The organism is Trichococcus alkaliphilus, from assembly GCF_003008695.1.
Taxonomy (GTDB): domain Bacteria; phylum Bacillota; class Bacilli; order Lactobacillales; family Aerococcaceae; genus Trichococcus; species Trichococcus alkaliphilus.
In genome coordinates this window covers 115,651-132,145 of record NZ_PXZT01000004.1, presented here as the reverse complement: position 1 = coordinate 132,145, position 16,495 = coordinate 115,651, and the positions used below count along the sequence as shown (strand labels likewise).

General features: G+C 48.6%; 16 protein-coding genes. 1 reads left to right on the top strand and 15 read right to left on the bottom strand.

The window, feature by feature from the left end:
- Positions 1-127 precede the first annotated feature (127 nt).
- Positions 128-2,575, bottom strand: coding sequence for an AAA family ATPase (locus tag C7R73_RS05400; RefSeq protein ID WP_106449503.1), 2,448 nt, complete (start codon positions 2,573-2,575; stop codon positions 128-130).
- A 241-nt stretch (positions 2,576-2,816) separates the two neighbouring features.
- On the opposite strand from C7R73_RS05400, the gene C7R73_RS05395 reads away from it, so the two are divergent.
- On the top strand, positions 2,817-3,275 hold the full coding sequence (locus C7R73_RS05395) for a VanZ family protein (protein WP_106449502.1): 459 nt from the start codon (positions 2,817-2,819) through the stop codon (positions 3,273-3,275).
- Between the two features lie 60 nt (positions 3,276-3,335).
- Here the strand turns inward: C7R73_RS05395 and C7R73_RS05390 are convergent, their stop codons facing one another.
- From C7R73_RS05390 to nirB, 14 genes are all read right to left on the bottom strand, one after another.
- Complete coding sequence (locus C7R73_RS05390) at positions 3,336-4,034, bottom strand: DNA/RNA non-specific endonuclease (protein WP_161525868.1); 699 nt, start codon at positions 4,032-4,034, stop codon at positions 3,336-3,338.
- A gap of 213 nt (positions 4,035-4,247) precedes the next feature.
- Positions 4,248-5,171, bottom strand: coding sequence for a metallophosphoesterase (locus C7R73_RS05385; RefSeq protein ID WP_106449500.1), 924 nt, complete (start codon positions 5,169-5,171; stop codon positions 4,248-4,250).
- A gap of 86 nt (positions 5,172-5,257) precedes the next feature.
- Positions 5,258-5,680 carry a hypothetical protein gene (locus tag C7R73_RS05380; RefSeq protein ID WP_161525867.1) on the bottom strand — a complete coding sequence of 141 codons (423 nt, stop codon included), beginning with the start codon at positions 5,678-5,680 and terminating at the stop codon, positions 5,258-5,260.
- Positions 5,658-6,605 carry a phosphodiester glycosidase family protein gene (locus tag C7R73_RS05375; protein WP_106449498.1) on the bottom strand — a complete coding sequence of 316 codons (948 nt, stop codon included), beginning with the start codon at positions 6,603-6,605 and terminating at the stop codon, positions 5,658-5,660. Before C7R73_RS05375 ends, C7R73_RS05380 begins: the two co-directional genes overlap by 23 nt.
- Positions 6,602-7,315: a GtrA family protein gene (locus C7R73_RS05370; protein WP_161525866.1), complete on the bottom strand. Its 714-nt coding sequence runs from the start codon at positions 7,313-7,315 to the stop codon at positions 6,602-6,604. The genes C7R73_RS05375 and C7R73_RS05370 overlap by 4 nt, the downstream gene beginning before the upstream one ends.
- A 42-nt stretch (positions 7,316-7,357) precedes the next feature.
- A complete protein-coding gene (locus tag C7R73_RS05365) occupies positions 7,358-7,660 on the bottom strand; it encodes a glycosyltransferase (RefSeq protein WP_106449496.1) in 303 nt (100 codons plus the stop codon).
- 237 nt (positions 7,661-7,897) lie between these two features.
- Positions 7,898-8,821 carry a cysteine synthase A gene (gene cysK, locus C7R73_RS05360; RefSeq protein WP_106449495.1) on the bottom strand — a complete coding sequence of 308 codons (924 nt, stop codon included), beginning with the start codon at positions 8,819-8,821 and terminating at the stop codon, positions 7,898-7,900.
- A gap of 184 nt (positions 8,822-9,005) precedes the next feature.
- Positions 9,006-10,136: an AAA family ATPase gene (locus tag C7R73_RS05355; RefSeq protein ID WP_106449494.1), complete on the bottom strand. Its 1,131-nt coding sequence runs from the start codon at positions 10,134-10,136 to the stop codon at positions 9,006-9,008.
- Between the two features lie 185 nt (positions 10,137-10,321).
- The gene (locus C7R73_RS05350; protein ID WP_106449493.1) at positions 10,322-10,993 is read right to left on the bottom strand and encodes a uroporphyrinogen-III synthase; all 672 of its coding nucleotides are present in this window, start codon (positions 10,991-10,993) and stop codon (positions 10,322-10,324) included.
- The gene (gene hemC / locus C7R73_RS05345; RefSeq protein ID WP_106449492.1) at positions 10,990-11,874 is read right to left on the bottom strand and encodes a hydroxymethylbilane synthase; all 885 of its coding nucleotides are present in this window, start codon (positions 11,872-11,874) and stop codon (positions 10,990-10,992) included. Before hemC ends, C7R73_RS05350 begins: the two co-directional genes overlap by 4 nt.
- A gap of 61 nt (positions 11,875-11,935) precedes the next feature.
- Positions 11,936-12,709 (bottom strand): formate/nitrite transporter family protein, encoded by a 774-nt coding sequence (locus C7R73_RS05340; protein ID WP_106449491.1) that lies wholly within the window; start codon positions 12,707-12,709, stop codon positions 11,936-11,938.
- Positions 12,697-13,668: a uroporphyrinogen-III C-methyltransferase gene (gene cobA / locus C7R73_RS05335; protein WP_106449490.1), complete on the bottom strand. Its 972-nt coding sequence runs from the start codon at positions 13,666-13,668 to the stop codon at positions 12,697-12,699. The genes C7R73_RS05340 and cobA overlap by 13 nt, the downstream gene beginning before the upstream one ends.
- Entirely contained in the window at positions 13,665-13,982 is a 318-nt protein-coding gene (locus C7R73_RS05330) for a nitrite reductase (NAD(P)H) small subunit (RefSeq protein ID WP_106449489.1), read from the bottom strand. Before C7R73_RS05330 ends, cobA begins: the two co-directional genes overlap by 4 nt.
- A 1-nt stretch (position 13,983) precedes the next feature.
- The gene (gene nirB / locus C7R73_RS05325) at positions 13,984-16,407 is read right to left on the bottom strand and encodes a nitrite reductase large subunit NirB (RefSeq protein ID WP_106449488.1); all 2,424 of its coding nucleotides are present in this window, start codon (positions 16,405-16,407) and stop codon (positions 13,984-13,986) included.
- Between the last annotated feature and the right edge of the window lie 88 nt (positions 16,408-16,495).

Genomic DNA, 16,495 nt, shown 5'->3' with positions numbered 1-16,495 from the left:
TAACACCTGTTTTTTATTGAAAAATTGGCTGCCGGACATATGAAAAGAGCCGAGCTGAAACCGGTAGGGTCCCTGCTCAACTCTTCCTTTCAGCTAAAATACACGCGACTATCCTCCCAAGGATACATCATTCTAAGTCGTACTCGTCGCTACTGACGCTGCCGTACCGGTCACTTGCAGCTTGAGCAGCTTCGATGCTCTTGTTGTATTTTTCCAGTTTCTGTTGGACTTTATGGAAGACGCTGCCTTCCGTGAAATTTCCGTCCGATTCGCGTTTTCCGCAATTCAGCCCCGTCAACAGCTCGATACCTTCCGAAACTGTTTTGACGGAATAGATATGGAATTTAGCAGCATTCACTGCCTCGATGATTTCCTCCTTCAGCATCAGATCGTCCACATTTTGATTCGGAATGATGACCCCTTGCTCTCCAGTCAAACCTTTCGCCTCACAAAGATCGAAAAAGCTTTCGATCTTTTCGGTGGCACCGCCGATTGGTTGGATTTCACCTTTCTGATTGATGGAACCCGTGACAGCAAGATTCTGCCTCAGTGGCGCATCACCAAGGCTGGACAGGAGCGCATAAAGTTCAGCACTGGAGGCACTGTCCCCGTCGACACCTCCGTAATTCTGTTCAAAAGTCAATTGGGCGCTTACTGCCAGCGGTTTTTCCTGTGCAAACTGCCCGCCGAGAAAGCCTGCCAACGTCAATACCCCTTTTGAATGGCTACTGCCGCTCATTTTGGTTTCGCGCTCAATGTTTGTCACTCCGTTCGAACCGATATAGGTACGGGCTGTGATCCGCGTCGGGTGGCCAAAAGCGTATTCTTCGGTCTGGATCACTGAGAGGCCGTTCACTTGACCGATGACTGAATCCTGAGTATCGATCATGATTTTGTCCCTCAATAACATTTCCTGGAATTTTTCCTCGATCATATTGGCCCTGTATTTCCTGTCAGCAAGAGCTCTTTTCACGTGAATATCCGAAACCATCGGTGCCCCCTCGTGTTTGGCGATGGCGCTGGATTCATGGACAATCTCCGTAATTTCGTTGAATTGAGTGGATAATTTGGTCTGATTGCCCGCAAGACGTGATCCGTACTCAATGATTTTACCTAAGCCGCTTCGGTCAAAATGGAGGATTCCTGTTTCCTCACAGATTGAGCTGATGAATGAGACATATTTTCTGATATTCTCTCCGTTGCGGTCCATACTGATATCGAAATCGACTTTTACTTTGAACAGTTTCCTGAAATCTTCATCATAAGTCAGCACTTTGTAGAATATCGGACTACCGATCAAAATGATTTTGACGTTCAATGGAATGGTCTCTGGTTTCAGAGTCACGGTCGGCACATAGCGGTACTGCTCGCCGATGTTCTCGATCAAGGCTTGTTGATGTTTCAAAACTTTTTTCAGGGCATCCCACATGAATGGATCAAAAAGGACATCTTTGGCCTGCAGCACCAGATATCCGCCGTTTGCCTGATGGATAGCGCCGGCTTTTACCATGGTGAAATCAGTGGTCGTGTACATGAATTGATTTTTGTATTCGATTTTCCCGAAGATATTGTAATAATTCGTAAAAGGTTCAATGATCGCCGGAGCGCCTTTACTGTTTTCATTGTTCACAAAGAGGTTGACTTTGTATTTTATGAAGGGGTCACCGTCGTTTTCCGGCAATTGAAACGGATTTTGCGCTTGCGGTGCATCGGCCAAACGGAAAATGATGTTGTTTTCGGTGATGTCAGTCTGCACTTTGTCGAGATAATCCTGGATTTTTTCCGAATATGCGTATTTTTCTTTTAATCTGGCGATGGGAGGTTCCGTCGCAAACCGGGTGATCTGCCTGTCCAATTCCTTGAGCTGTTTGTCGGCCTCTTTTTCGAGTGCACGGGATCCGCGGATAATTTCATCGAGCCTCTTTTCAAGCTTGTAGGTATTTTCATCAATGGTTTTGCGTTCTTCAGCCGAAAGAGCTTTATATTCTTCCGGGGAAAGCTGCTTGCCATCTTTGATCGGTATCAAAGCCACGCGTCCAGGTGCTTGCCGAACGACGAATCCCGATTTGAGAGCCTCCTGTTCGATGCTCCGAAAAACAGAATCAACCTTTTCCTGCACCACTTGGATAATGGTGCCTTTCTGTTGATCATAATCACTGCTCTCGAACGTTTTCGGAATGAGGCTGCGCATGTCCTCAACAAACTCGGTCATGTCATTGCGGAATACTTTGCCCTCCCCTGGTGGCAGAGACACCGCGATTGGTTTGTCCCGATCGGCAAAATTATAGATATAGCACCAATCATCAGGCGTAATGCCTTTCTCGGCCAATCTGGATACTACCGTCTGGACGTAGGTGCTCTTTCCGGTTCCTGGTGGGCCGGAAACGAAAATATTGTAGCCAGGCACTGTCATTCCCAAACCGAAGTCCATCGATTTCACGGCCCGATCCTGACCGATGATGCCTTGCAAGGGAGGGACATCCCTGGATGATTCGCAAAAATTCAGTTCGCCGGTATGGAGATAACTCCAGCGCAGCTTCTCGACCGGAATACGGTATTTTTCTTCAAGCGACATGCAAAGGACTCCTTTACTGTTGGATTGCGCTGTTTGTGCCGGCAAAAGTCATCTCCTGACACCGGGACGTAAGCGCTATCAATCTCCAACTCTATTGTATAACAATTTTGCTGAGATGTGGAATGTTTTCCTTTTTGATTTGATTATTACACCAGTAATTATTTCGCAAAAATCATTATCCACTTTTCAGGCATGGCTTGCTGCGTTATACTGATTTAATAGGACGGAGGGACCCACGAGCATGCGTTTTACTTTTAATACCAAATTTACTGCTTTATGCCTCTGGATGGGCGTCATTTTTCTCCTGTCGCACCAAAATGGTCAGGATTCATCCGAAACAAGCGGCATCCTTTTGGAATTGCTGAAATTGATTGGGATCGGGCCCGGCAGTTCCATTCAGGGTGCACTCAGTTACCTTGTCCGTAAGGCAGGCCATTTCAGCGAATACTTAATTTTGGCTATCCTGTTTTTGCGTTATCGGAAAGAACAAGGATCAGCGGGAAAATCAGCTTTCTATGCGTTGCTGTTCGTATTTCTGTATGCCTCATCGGACGAATTCCATCAGTCCTTCGTTCCGGGAAGAGGCCCGGCCTTTTCAGATGTATTGATCGATACAGCAGGGGGACTGACCGGCATCACGCTTTATGAATGGAAGCAGAGAATGATGGAGCGTCAAAATCCGATTTACTGCAAAAAATAAACAGGCATCCATTTCTGATGGATGCCTGTTTTAAAATGATAGGAGCTTTATACCGCATAGCTATTCGACAGCGTCTTTGGGCTCGTTGAAGACATAGACGTTCAGGTCGACCGAATCATCATCGACACTCTTTGCCATGATGTGCAGCCCTTCGCATATCAATGCATCGCCCTTGAAGAGGGGCGTTACCCGATAGCGGACGGTGGTGCCCGATTGAATCGCTTCACTGACAATTAATTCCGAGGCGAAATACATTGCTGGATAGTTCGCGTTGCGATACAACGTCACCAGATTTCGCCAGTCCTCACCGCTCCCGCCGAGCACATCCGCCAGCAGATGACCGCGGTTCAGCTGTTTTGGGTTCGCATCATTCTGATTGCTTTTCGACCAGCCAGTCGGCAGGATGCTGCTGTTTGCATCGGATCCCGTCTGGTACATTTCCGGCGTGATCATTGCGTCCATTGTCGTGACGCGGTTCAGCTCATCCAAATCGCCGTAACTGATCCAGCCTTCCCCTTCAAAGTGCATTTCTGAATCAGCAAAGGTACTCTTTCCACCGTTTATTTCAATGGTATCCGCACCTGTATATTGAGGCGCATCATCCGTGGACAGGATTACTGAAGTAGTGGTTGTACCGTCCTGGTTTGAAGTCGGATCGACTCCTTCGTGTATCTCGATCCAGGTAAGGATGAGAAACCATGTAAATAGCAACAGCAGCCGCAACAGTTTGTGCTTGCCTGAAGTTTTTCTTTTTGCCATTTCTTCCCCCACTGTTAAGAATTGAAACAGCGTTCCATTTGCATAAAGAATAACTTCATTCAATGAACGCATTCCTTCATTCTATCAGTCAACCCTTGGGAGTGCAAACCAATTTCCGCCAACGAGCGAACGCAATCCCTTTTGCTTTTGCAGTCTTTCGTTTTGAAAAAAAAAAGACTCTTCTAGATGGCAAGAAGAGTCGGTTGCGCAATATTATTCAGTTGCAGGTTCATTTTTGACACTCGCCCGGATATCGAATTTCCCGATTGGATCCGGTCCGCGCATGATTTCCCGTCTGATCTGGAGCAAGCCATCTTCATTCACCCGTGTTTTCCATCTGACCAATTGGATCTGGCCACCGGTAATCTCGATGGCAGTGATGCTTGTTGGATAGATGCAGCAACCCGAATTGAAGTAAGGCAAATCTTTGGTCTTCGGATATTTGAAGCGGTGCGTATGGCCGCAAATCAGCATTTTTTCATGCTTCTGGATCCACTTCACGTAGTTTTTTTCTATTTTATGCCGTTTGTTCATATTTTTCACGGGACTAGTCGGGCTCTTGACGCCGAATGCGTGCAGGAACCGCCAAAAGTACTTCAGGGAAAGCATGGTTGGGTACCACAGTTGATCGTTCGGCAGATCGCCCTGCATCCCATGAACGACGAATATTTCCTGTTTCGTCTTCCGGTCCTTCAAAACCAATGCTTCGATTGGTCGGATTCCAGGGAGGAAATCATAGAAGAACTCGGAATACTCATCGTAGTTCCGGAAGTAATTTCGTTCCACATACCATTGGTTTTTCAGAAAGATATTGTGGTTCCCGTAAATCATGATCAGACGTTTTTCGTCATAAAAACGTTTCAGGATAGCGAATACCTCCGGATGGGCATTTTTGATGTGCTTGAATTCGTGGTGTTCCCACAGTTCATCGCCATCCCCGTTTTCAACGTATATGAACTCATTCTTATAATAATATTCCATCGCATACAAAAAAATGTTTTTATTCCGTGCGAATTCATCTGATAAGCTCCCATCGCCCCTGTGACAGTCACTCAAAAAAACATAATTGGATGTATCGTCGATGTATTCAATCCTTGCTTTTTCGTAGGCTTCCGTCAGTCGTTTATCCGTAAACATGCACTACACCTCATCTCACTGAATCCATTAACTCTATTATAGTTCTCTAGGACCCGAAAGGCCACTATTTAGAGTGAACGACAGAATCAGTTTGGTTCGGATACTCCCTTCGATGTTCCCGACAGCAGGGTCAGGCTGCCCAAAAGGACCATACCGAAGCCAACAATGTAAAAATAAGGAAGATAGACAGAATCAGTACCGGCAATTTCCAGAACCCCCATCAAGAAACTGGCGACTGTGAGAGTGGCGATCCCCGAATGGTAGAGGTTGAAAAAGCTGCGGAATCGCTCATCAGTACCAATTCCAACCCTTGCTCGGCTCACGAGATAAATGAGCAGGCCTCCTGCTAAAGGGTACAAGAACATCCAAGTCATTGACGGTGATGCGACACCGTGGCCGAAAAGCCTGTAAATCTTTTCGATGATGACCGTGACAACCGTCAAAATGAGGTAGGTAAGGCCCGTTTTCTTTGATACCAAAAACTTGTTATTCATATCCAAAATAGACAATGTCGCTCACCTCCCTTTCCTCTGTACTGTTGCCGTTTGTCGGATTATTGATGATTTCACCGTTGAAATACAGTGTCGACGAGCCGCCGCCATCCAAATTATAGGCCGCGACAGCCCCTCTGTTCTTCATTTCTTCCGCCAATTGCAGCAGCGAAAAGCCTTCACTTTCGTCGGTCCGGCCATCCGATACGATGATGATGTAGTGCAATGGCGAGATTTGGCCGATGGCAGTCCGCGGATTGCTGGTCATTGATTGGGATACTTCGCTGGAAGCATCCACGGTTATTTCTCCACCTTCGATCAAGGAAGGTCCGAAAGAAATGATTTGCGCAATGTTTGTTGTGTCCAAGGAAGACAAACTCGTTTCATTTTCGGAAATAATCGAGAAGTCGCCCTCATTGTCAATGACTAATGCCTCCGCATCATCGGTCTCCCTCGCTGTATCGCGGTAGAGTGTTCCATTCCTGAGGACATATCCAGCATCCCGGAAGCCATAAAAATCGCCGTTGATGGCCAGTATCGCTTCATGGCTCGCAGCGATACTTGAAGTGGCAGCTTTGATGTTCCTGCCGTATGTGTCCTGCGCTAAAGCGGTTTTCAGAAATGAGGCATCGGAGACTTGGATATCCACCGCATAATAGGTGGTGTTGTTGCTCCGTCCTGTCTCGATGGCTATTTTGATGTTTTCATCTTCGTAGGAAGTTTCGGTGACGATAGCCTCAGTGGTCGTTTGTTCATCAATGGTTACGGATGCGTCCGAATTTGCCTCTTCAACGACTGTGCTAGTCGCAGTAGCTGTAGCTGCTACCTCAGACAGCGACTTTGGGATTACGAAGGCATCCAGCAGAACGAAGGCAGCAGCAGCACCCAACAGGATTGCATAGATGACGGCCCAACGATAGGGTTTTGATAAATATTGCTTCATAGAATGGCTGGTCCTTTCTTTACCGTATTGAATACGTATTTTTTTTGGATTGCGTAGCTGGCAAAAAAGAGCAAACCATCAACCAGTGCCTTTACCAGCACCAAAGGGATCGGCAAGCCGCTAAGAAACTCCACCAACAGCCAACTCAAAGACAGTTGCGAAATGAAGAGAGCACCGTATTTCATTCCTTGGTTTCCAAATGACCGTGCGTTTTGGAATACCCAATGCTTATTCAGCATGAAATTTATGGCTCCTGAAATGCATCTGGCCAACAGGGTCGCAAGGCCTATTTTCGCTGTCAGGGCTGGGAACAGGTAGGTGCTGAACCATCCGAACAAAGCGAGGTCCAGCAGAGAGGACAGGGCTGAGGACAGACTGTATCTCAGGATATTCCAATAGATGCGGACCGAGTCCTTGATTGGATTAAAATGTGAAGCTCGATTATTCTCGATGTAGATGGTCTCAATCGGCACTTGCTTGAACGGAATTTTGTTTTCCGCAAATGACATAAGCATGTTCATCTCATACTCGTATCTTTCCCCGGTCAGTGCGAGGCACAGATCTGCGTACCGAATCGGAATACCGCGCAATCCGGTCTGGGTATCTTGGCAACGGATGCCTGTCGCTGCACGGAACACGCAAGAAGTCATTCGGTTGCCGAAGCGGCTACGGAAGGGAATGCCCTTTTCTTCGAAATTCCGTACGCCCAACACAAGTGCCTGAGGATTTTGGCTCAGCGCGCCGGCGATTTCTCAGATGTTTCCGGCCGCGTGTTGACCATCTGCGTCCGCTGTCACAAAACTTGGGATATCCGGATACTTGTCCAAAAGGAATCGTATGCCCGACTTCAAGGCCCGCCCTTTGCCGAGATTCCCGGTATGCGTGCAGATATCGCATGCATATTTGCTTTTCAAAAGTTCGAAAATTGCTGCATGTTCCGCACCACTGCCATCGTCCACCACGATAGTGTGCAGATCCTGTTTCTGTAGCTCTTCAACCAATAAAACCAACTTTTCGTCAGGGTTAAGAGCTGGAATGATTACGACTGGTTTCATATTGACGCCTCCTAATTTTTCAGTCCGGCCAACCGTTGCTCCTTTTCTTGTTCTGATTCCATTTTAAAAGAACGCACCCCCTCATTTCCTCGAAATCCATACGAAGAATTGCGGAAAAAAAGTAGCGAAACATACACAAATATAAGCTGCCACCAAATCTAGCGCGCAAAAAAAGTGCCCCAACCACAGGAACAGCTCCTGCTGTGGTTGGGGCACTATCATTATTCGGTATATTGCTTAATTTTGAAATACTGGTGTGGAAAGGTATCTTTCGCCATTGTCCGGTGCAATCGTCACTACCGACTTGCCTGCACCAAGTTGACCAGCCAAAGCGATGGCTCCTGCTACTGCCGCACCGCTGGAGATTCCCACAAGAATGCCTTCTTCTTTGGCCAATCTGCGGGTCATTTCGAAAGCTTCTTCACTTGAAACCTGGAATACGCCGTCGAATACAGCCGTGTCCAAAACTTGAGGAATGAAGCCTGTACCGATTCCTTGGATCTTATGCGGTCCTTTTTGGCCGCCGCTCAATACCGCTGATTCGGAAGGTTCCAAGGCATATATGCCGACATCCGGATTTGCTTTTCGTAAAGCTCTCCCTACCCCTGTAATCGTGCCACCAGTTCCGACAGCCGATAAGAAGGCATCCGGGCCGACACCATCGAATGCTGCTATGATTTCCGGGCCGGTAGTCGTTTCATGGATAGCCGGATTGGCTGGGTTTTCAAACTGCAGCGGCAGAAAATGTCCAGGTTGGGCTGCAATTTCTCTGGCTTTCGCGATTGCTGTAGGCATCCCCTCAGCACCGGGAGTCAACACGAGTTCGGCACCATAAGCTGAAAGCAACTGACGGCGCTCGATGCTCATCGTATCCGGCATCACAAAGATGGCTTTATAGCCTTTCGCTGCCGCCAACATCGCCAAACCTACGCCTGTGTTGCCGCTGGTCGGCTCAACGATCGTGTCGCCCGGCTTCAAGATTCCCTCTGCTTCCGCTGTCGCGATCATATTCAAGGCGATGCGATCCTTTATGCTGCCGCCGACATTGAACGCCTCTAATTTCAAATAGACATCGGCAAAGCCTGCCGGTACGACTTTGCTTAATTTGACGATCGGCGTATCTCCGATCAACTCTGCTACAGACGATACGATTTTAGCCATGTTAATTCCCCCGTTAAGTTTGTTATGTGCGATTTATGTGCCAAAATTCGAAAAAGATGTTCCTTTTCTGAACTGGGTGATAGGGGTAGCATAACACGCGATAGCTTCCGTGAAAATCAGACATAAACGAACAAGGGTGATCGTTTTTCCCGAACACCCTGCAACTTAAATTTTCGATGTCTTATTAGCTGTGCCCCATCATCTGATCAATCGCTTCTTTTGCTTGTTTGTACCGGGCATAATAACTGAACTCGTCCTTATCGCCGATTCCTTTTGCATCCAACATGACGACTTTATCCAAATTTCCGCTTCTTGAGATTTCCTCCAGCATCATCTCATGGATGGTCATCAAAAAGGCATCCTCCGAAAATTCCATATTTCGGTATCCATCGTCGACATATTTCAGAGTCGGTGGAACAACCAGGATCAAATCCCACAGTTGGCGCGCAATGAACGCGTTGGCTGACTGCTCCACGATTGCGTACTCTTCCGAAGTGATCGCATAATCCTCATCCTGAGCGCCAAGGCGTGCGTAGACTTTTGTGACCATCACATCCGTGTCCAAAATCGCCATCCCTTGACTGGCGGGATCCGCGATCGTGTCCCGGTTCAGCTGGAACTGACCGGTGACCAACCGCTGGTAGTCCATGCCATCGAGTTCGAAATCATTCACATTCGATTCCTCTTGGTACTGGCGTGAATATTCGAAACTGTAGGGACAGGAATACAGTTTCGCCAAATCCTTGACCAGCGTTGTTTTGCCACCACTCGGGGCGCCCAAAACCAGCACTTTTTTCGTGAATGCGCGCCGGAAAGGCAAGGCGATGGCGTTAAAATAGCGCAAGGCATCATTGCGGATATTCAGGCCGGTGACCGGGTACAGGCTCGTGTCCACCAAATGGACTTCATCCTCGGACTCTTTTCCCAATGCCTCAGCCTGCGCTGTTTTCCCGGTATACCAGATCTTTTGCGCATCACTATGCTGCAATGAATCAGCTATCTTGAGCTTGATGATTTGCAACCAGGACTCCCAGTCGTTTTCTTTTTGCGGGATGCCTTGGCCGGCTGCCATCACGACATAGATCTGGTTATCATCCGCAAACAATTCGCGCATATACCGGAATCTTCTGTAGACATCCAGACCGAACGGCTCGCCGAAATCGCCCTCCTGGCCGCAGACGATCACGACGCAACCGTCATTCTCCTTCTTGGCCTCCAAGATGACTTCCAAATGGCCGATATGGCAAGGCGCGAAGGCTCCAAAAACGATGCCAATCCGGCTGCCGCTTAATTTATCTTTGTACAGATTCCCCATCTCGATTCTCCCTTCTGCAGAACGTATTCTATAAGGTACGAAACCTATCTTTTACATACATTCTACAACTTCCTCACGGCAGCGTATAGCACGAAGGCCTTCGCCAAGTTTGGATACCCGGAAAACAGGCCGATCCGACAAAAAAAGCAGGCGCGGAGATCGGGATGATCTTTGCACCTGCTTGCTTATCGTTGGAACAGAACACCCTCATAGCCGCTGTCGTTGATGGCTTTTTTTGTCGTAGCACCTATAGCATAGAAAACGAGCGGCTTTTTTTCGGTTTTGTTGTAGACCGAAAGAAATCTCTTCCATGCCGACGGGCTGGCGAAATAAACAGCGGACAGTTCACCCATATTGAGCAGCTCCGCCAATTCCGCTTTGCGTTCCTCCAGGAAGACATTGCGGTACAGGACCGAACCGGTTACCTCATTTTCGATCCCCAAAAGTTGTTCGATGGAATCATCGGCGAGCTGGCTCTTCGGGTAGAAAATCGATGTCCCCGCTGGAAATTGTTCTTGCCAAGCTGAAACAAACTGTTTTTTTGTTTCCTGCGGGCTGACGAAAGCCACTTCAAATCCACAAGACCGGACCATTTCGCCGGTTTTTTTGCCGATAACGGCAATAAATGGCCGATGTCCCTTTTCGATGACTGCCAGAACGCTTGCTACAGGCGCTTGACTCGTAAAGAAAAGCCACTCGACCGCGTTGATTTTTCTTTTGATGGCTTCCGTTATCGGCATCTGTTTGATTTCACATAGGGGGATTTCATAAAACTGTCCGAACCCTTGCGCACGGAACCGGATTTGATCTTCCGCATTCATGACCAAGGGCCTTGTCAACAACATCGCTTTCTTCATGGCAATAATTCGTCCGCTGCTGTTTCCGCCAGCTTCAGCGGATCTTCTCCGATGTAACGTTTCGTGACTCCGGTTTCGTCGATCGAACCTGCTAAAAACGCTAAAAATTCCCAGTTTCCATCATTCAATCGATGCGCATAGCCGCCTATCGGCAAGTCGCAGTTGCCATTTGCGCGATGCAGGAAGGAACGCTCCGTAAGACAAGCCAATGAAGCAGCTTCATCATTGATGCCGCTGAGCAGCTCAATCAGTTCCTTGTCCTCCTCCCGGCATTGGACAGCCATGATTCCTTGCCCAATCGCCGGAACACAGACTTCCGGTTCAAGCATGAGCGTATGCAGTCCCTTCAGATAGTCCATCCTTTCAAGTCCTGCCGCCGCCAGGACGATACCATTCAAATCTTCTTCCTTCATCTTCCTGAGGCGGGTTTCGATATTGCCGCGGATCGGCACAAACGACATGTTCGGAAATGCAGTCTTCAATTGGTTGATCCGGCGCACACTGCTCGTGCCTATCACTAAAGGCGCTTTTGGCCCTGAAAAGGGTTTGTCGTCGTTCCAGATCAAGCAATCGAGCGGATTAGCCCGCTTGGGTGTCGCGACGATGGTCAATCCTTCCGGCAAACGGGCAGGCATGTCCTTGAGGCTGTGCACAGCAAAATCGATTGTCTTATCCAACAATTGGGCCTCGACTTCCTTCACAAATACGCCCTTGCCGCCGATTTGCGTCAAAGGCACATGCACAAGCCTGTCCCCTTTGGTGGTGATGCCAACCACCTCGACTATTACTGTGGGGTCCACTTTTTTCAGAGCCTCAATGACCAGCTCGGTTTGTTTCAGCGCCAACGCACTGCTGCGCGTCCCTACTTTTAGTGTCTTCATGCAGCGACCTCCCTTCTTTCACTATTATAGAGGACTTTCGCTTGTAATCAAACGGATATCTTCACTTCTGCATACCGATTCTGTACGCCATGAAATAAAGCCCGCCCATGAAGAAACCGCCTCCTACCAGATTCCCGATCCAGACGATGCTGATGTTCAGAATAAATTCCGCCCAAGTCGCCCCACCGGCAAAAATTCCTGCCGGGATCAAGAACATGTTTGCAACGACATGCTGATAACCAGCAATCACAAAAGCCATGATCGGCAGAAAAGTGCCGAAGATTTTCCCGATGAAATCCTTGGCTGCATAGTTCATGTAAACGCCTGTGCAGACCAGGATATTGCAGGCAACCGAAGAAAAGAACAATTGAACGGGTGCCACATCGATACGGCCTCTGGCGACAGCAATCGTCCTATCGATAAACGCTCCTTGCAGCGTGCCGGACAAGTAGCCAAAGAAGTAAGCTACAAAAAGGGCTCCAATCAGGTTGAAGAGTGTGACGACTGCCATGTTCTTCAACCATGATTTTCCGGATATTTCTTTTGCGAACAACGCAAGTGATACGGACAACATATTCCCCGTCACCAATTCACCGCCCACCAACAGCAGGCAGATGAGTCCGACCGGGAAAACCATCGCCCCCAATAAGTTGACGAGCGTACCCCACTCAGCTGGCATCGATCCCATTGTGCGGATCATGGCAACGCCCGCCAGTCCTATGAAGACACCGGCCATGATACCCAATGCAGCCATTGTCGTGATACTGTAATCGGCTTTATGTTTGCCTCTTAGAATGGCTTCTTCTAATAATTCTTTCGGGCTCAATGCTCCCATAATGGCTTCACCTTTTCCGCTTCATATATATTTTTTGCTGTTGCATCATCAAAGATGATGCTATCGAAATGCTGTTCCGCCAAGTAGTGGCTGTTTACAGCATCAAAGCGGCGGTCGCGTCCTTCGCCTACTTGCATCCACCAGACATCTGCGCCCTTTTGCGTCTGTTCGAGCAAGGCTTCCATAACTGGTTTCCGGGTTGAGACGTACAACTTAGAGTCGCCTTTTTCAGGCAAGTCAGAAAACCAGTCGAAGCGTTCCCCGGCGTGGACGACTTCACCCAGGATGATCATGGCCGGATTCTCGATTTTGGTTTCGCTGATTTTTTGCCTGATGTCCGTAAGCGTTCCTTGTATTTTCGACTGTCTGCCGTATGTACCCCATTGGGTTATCAGCATGGGCATATCCGCTCTCATTCCTTGCGCCAAGGCTGCCTCCACGAAGCGGTCGAGCGCCTCCACACCCATATAAAGGCAGACGGTCTGGCCATTCAATAATTGCTGGAAAGTGTTTTTCTCGTTATCGATAAGTCTGCCTGTCGTGAAAGTCACCGAAGTGGCTATGCCTCTTTGAGTCAGCGAAATGCCGCTGTAGCTGGCTGTGCCGCTGGCGGCAGTGATTCCTGGCGTGATGTCGAAACGGATACCCGCCTCTTGGCACGCCTCCAATTCTTCCGTCAGACGCCCAAAGATGGCTGGATCACCGCCTTTCAGACGTACGACAGAGTCAAGGGTGCCGGCGGTTTCGACCAGCTTCGCATTGATTTCAGCTTGTTTGATCGATTTCCGATCGGGTGTTTTGCCGACATAGATGAAAAGGCAAGTCTCCTTGCAATGAAAGAGCAACAAAGGATTAACCAGCCGGTCGTAGATGACCGCATCGGCGTGCTGCAACAGCCGCACACCTTTGGCAGTCATCAATTCCGGATCGCCCGGTCCGGCGCCGACGAAATGGATCATAAGGAAGCGACCTTCAGGTATATGTTCCCGTCTTCAAGCAACAACTCATACACCTTTAACAGGCCTTCATCAGGATCCTGGATGCGCCCGTCCAGCAAGGAGATTTTATAATCCCGCAGCGGTTCGTAGAGATATTCCCCAGATACAATCCCTTCCAGTACTGGCCCGTTTGTCAGCGGGCAAAAATCTTCGATGGCTGTGATGCGGCCGTCGGATAGTTGGAAAAGGGCTATCTTTTTTTCTCCGATTGAAACGGAGCGCCCGACTTGCGGCAGCAAGGCATTTGTTGTTGTCAAAAATATTTTTTCTGTCATCTTAATCACCCACCGTCACAAGTTCTCTTCTGTCAATCGAATACAATTTTTCCTGGATGTCGCGATCGCCGACAATTTCATGCCATGGATCTTTCCGTTTCACTGCTGTTGCCACATCCAATGCCTCAATCAAGTCTTTCCTTTTTGCAGCATCGCTCAGGATATGTTTAACCGCTTCAAATCCTAAACGTTCCATCCATGGAGCGGTCCTTTCGGCATAAATGCCTGTTTCGCGATAGTACTGCAGCAAAGCGCCGCAATATTCGATAACTTCTTCTTCCGTTTCCACTGTCGTAAGAAGCAGGGCTTCCTTGACTTCAGTACCGCCATTTCCGCCGATATAGATCTGATAGCCGTTCTCCACACAGATGATGCCGAAATCCTTCACGCCGGATTCTACACAGCTGCGCGGACAAGCCGATACGCCGACTTTGAATTTGTGCGGTGTGTCGATGAATTCAAAGCGTTCTTCCAATTTGATGCCAAGCCCCATCGAATCCTGGGTTCCGAATCTGCAGAAGTTCTTCCCAACACAGGTTTTGACCGAGCGGAAGGCTTTCGCATAGGCCTGTGCTGAAACCATGTCCAATTCTTTCCAGATGGCCGGAAGGTCCTGCTTCTTGACGCCGTAAAGACCAATCCGTTGGCTGCCGGTGACTTTCACCAATGGCACGCTGTATTTTTCGGCTACTTTGGCGATCTGCAGCAATTGCTGCGGATTCGTCTGGCCGCCCCTCATTCTCGGAATGACCGAGAACGTTCCGTCCTTTTGGATATTGGCATGCATCCGCTCATTCACATAGCGTGATTGGCGTTCATCTTTATGTTCAGTCGGGAAGGCGACATTCAAATAGAAATTGACAGCCGGTCTGCATTTCGCGCAACCCTCAGGATTTGCGAAATGAAGTTCCCTGAATACATCTGAGCTTTTCGTCAGATGCTTCGCATAGATCTGCGTCATGACTTGGTCCCTGTTCAAATCCGTGCAGGAACAGATGCCGGTTGAAGATGTGACGCCTTCGCCCAGTTCATGCTCCAACAAAGTTTGGATCTGCGGTTTGCATTTTCCACAACTGGTCCCGGCTTTGGTTACTTTTCCGACTTCAGCTACATTCGACAAGCCTTTGTCGCGGATGCCTCTGATGATGTCGCCTTTCGTGACGCCATTACAGCCGCAGACGGTCTCTTCATCATCCCAGGCAACGACGTCATCACTGCCTGCGTCTTCACCGGCGGCCTGCAGGATCGCGATCGATTGCAGATCAGCGATTTCCTGGCCTTTTTTCATCATGTTGTAGTATCGGTTTCCGTCAGAAGTTTCGCCGTAGAGGACGATCCCCTCGATGCGGTTGTCCTTGATGAACACTTTTTTGTAGTTCCGGTTGACGCCGTCAAAAGCTTCGATGCTCTGCATCCCTTCAGTGTCCATGATGTTCCCAGCCGAATACAGATCGCATCCGGAAACTTTCAAGGAAGTGAACGTCTTGGATCCTTGGTATGGTTTTGCTTCGATGCCGGTCAAAACGTCAGCCAGCACTTTCCCCTGTTCAAACAAAGGAGCCACCAATCCGTAGGTTTTTCCGTCATGTTCCACGCATTCTCCTATTCCATAGATCGACGGCAGATTGGTTTCCATGAAGTCATTCACGACAAGCCCGCGGTTTACTTCCAGACCGGCTTCGCGCGCCAATTCGGCAGCTGGTCGGATGCCGATCGACATGACGACAAGATCCGTATCGATCGTGGTGCCGTCCTTGAAGCGCAGTCCGGTGACGCGCTCGTCACCCAATATTTCAGTTGTCGCATATTCCAGCAGGAATTTCAGCCCCTGTGCCTCCAGGTCCCCCTGCAACAATTTCCCTGCTCTTTCGTCCAATTGCGTTTCCATCAACCATTTGGCCAAATGGACTATGGTGACGTCCATTCCCTGCAGCTGAAGGCCTTTCGCGGCTTCCAGCCCAAGCAAACCGCCGCCGATGACAACAGCTTTCTTGTGCTTTCCTGCAGCTTCCATCATTTCAGCCGTATCATCGATGGTGCGGAAAGCGACTACGCCGTCTTTCTGCGAACCGGGTATCGGCAAAATGAAAGGATGGGAACCTGTCGCAAAAACCAGTTTATCGTAAGGAATCTTCAGCCCTTTTTCGCTTGTGACCATCTTGTTCGCTGTATCGACTCCGACCGCCGGATCTTCATTGATCAGCGTGATGTTGTTCTCTTCGTACCATGTATATGGATTGGTGATGATTTCATCCACCGTCATTTTATTCTGCAGCACATTGGATAGCATGATACGATTGTAATTCGGGTAGCATTCCTTCCCGATGATGGTTATATCATAGCGTTCCGGATCCCTTTCCAGAATTTCTTCAACCAAACGAACCCCTGCCATACCGTTTCCGATCAAGACCAAATGTTCTCTCATTTGCGCACCCTCTTCTATTCGTTGTTATAAAATTCACAATAAAGGATTTGTGAATCATTTAATATTAGGGAAACGCCTATGTTTTATT

Bases quoted from the DNA above. Each gene is read 5' to 3' on its own strand.
- C7R73_RS05400 (WP_106449503.1), bottom strand. From the start codon at position 2,575: ATGTCGCTTGAAGAAAAATACCGTATTCCGGTCGAGAAGCTGCGCTGG.
- C7R73_RS05395 (WP_106449502.1), top strand. From the start codon at position 2,817: ATGCGTTTTACTTTTAATACCAAATTTACTGCTTTATGCCTCTGGATG.
- C7R73_RS05330 (WP_106449489.1), bottom strand. From the start codon at position 13,982: ATGACAGAAAAAATATTTTTGACAACAACAAATGCCTTGCTGCCGCAA.
- C7R73_RS05375 (WP_106449498.1), bottom strand. From the start codon at position 6,605: ATGAAGCAATATTTATCAAAACCCTATCGTTGGGCCGTCATCTATGCA.
- nirB (WP_106449488.1), bottom strand. From the start codon at position 16,407: ATGAGAGAACATTTGGTCTTGATCGGAAACGGTATGGCAGGGGTTCGT.
- C7R73_RS05350 (WP_106449493.1), bottom strand. From the start codon at position 10,993: ATGAAGAAAGCGATGTTGTTGACAAGGCCCTTGGTCATGAATGCGGAA.
- C7R73_RS05385 (WP_106449500.1), bottom strand. From the start codon at position 5,171: ATGTTTACGGATAAACGACTGACGGAAGCCTACGAAAAAGCAAGGATT.
- C7R73_RS05365 (WP_106449496.1), bottom strand. From the start codon at position 7,660: ATGAAACCAGTCGTAATCATTCCAGCTCTTAACCCTGACGAAAAGTTG.
- C7R73_RS05390 (WP_161525868.1), bottom strand. From the start codon at position 4,034: ATGGCAAAAAGAAAAACTTCAGGCAAGCACAAACTGTTGCGGCTGCTG.
- cobA (WP_106449490.1), bottom strand. From the start codon at position 13,668: ATGATCCATTTCGTCGGCGCCGGACCGGGCGATCCGGAATTGATGACT.
- hemC (WP_106449492.1), bottom strand. From the start codon at position 11,874: ATGAAGACACTAAAAGTAGGGACGCGCAGCAGTGCGTTGGCGCTGAAA.
- C7R73_RS05340 (WP_106449491.1), bottom strand. From the start codon at position 12,709: ATGGGAGCATTGAGCCCGAAAGAATTATTAGAAGAAGCCATTCTAAGA.
- cysK (WP_106449495.1), bottom strand. From the start codon at position 8,821: ATGGCTAAAATCGTATCGTCTGTAGCAGAGTTGATCGGAGATACGCCG.
- C7R73_RS05355 (WP_106449494.1), bottom strand. From the start codon at position 10,136: ATGGGGAATCTGTACAAAGATAAATTAAGCGGCAGCCGGATTGGCATC.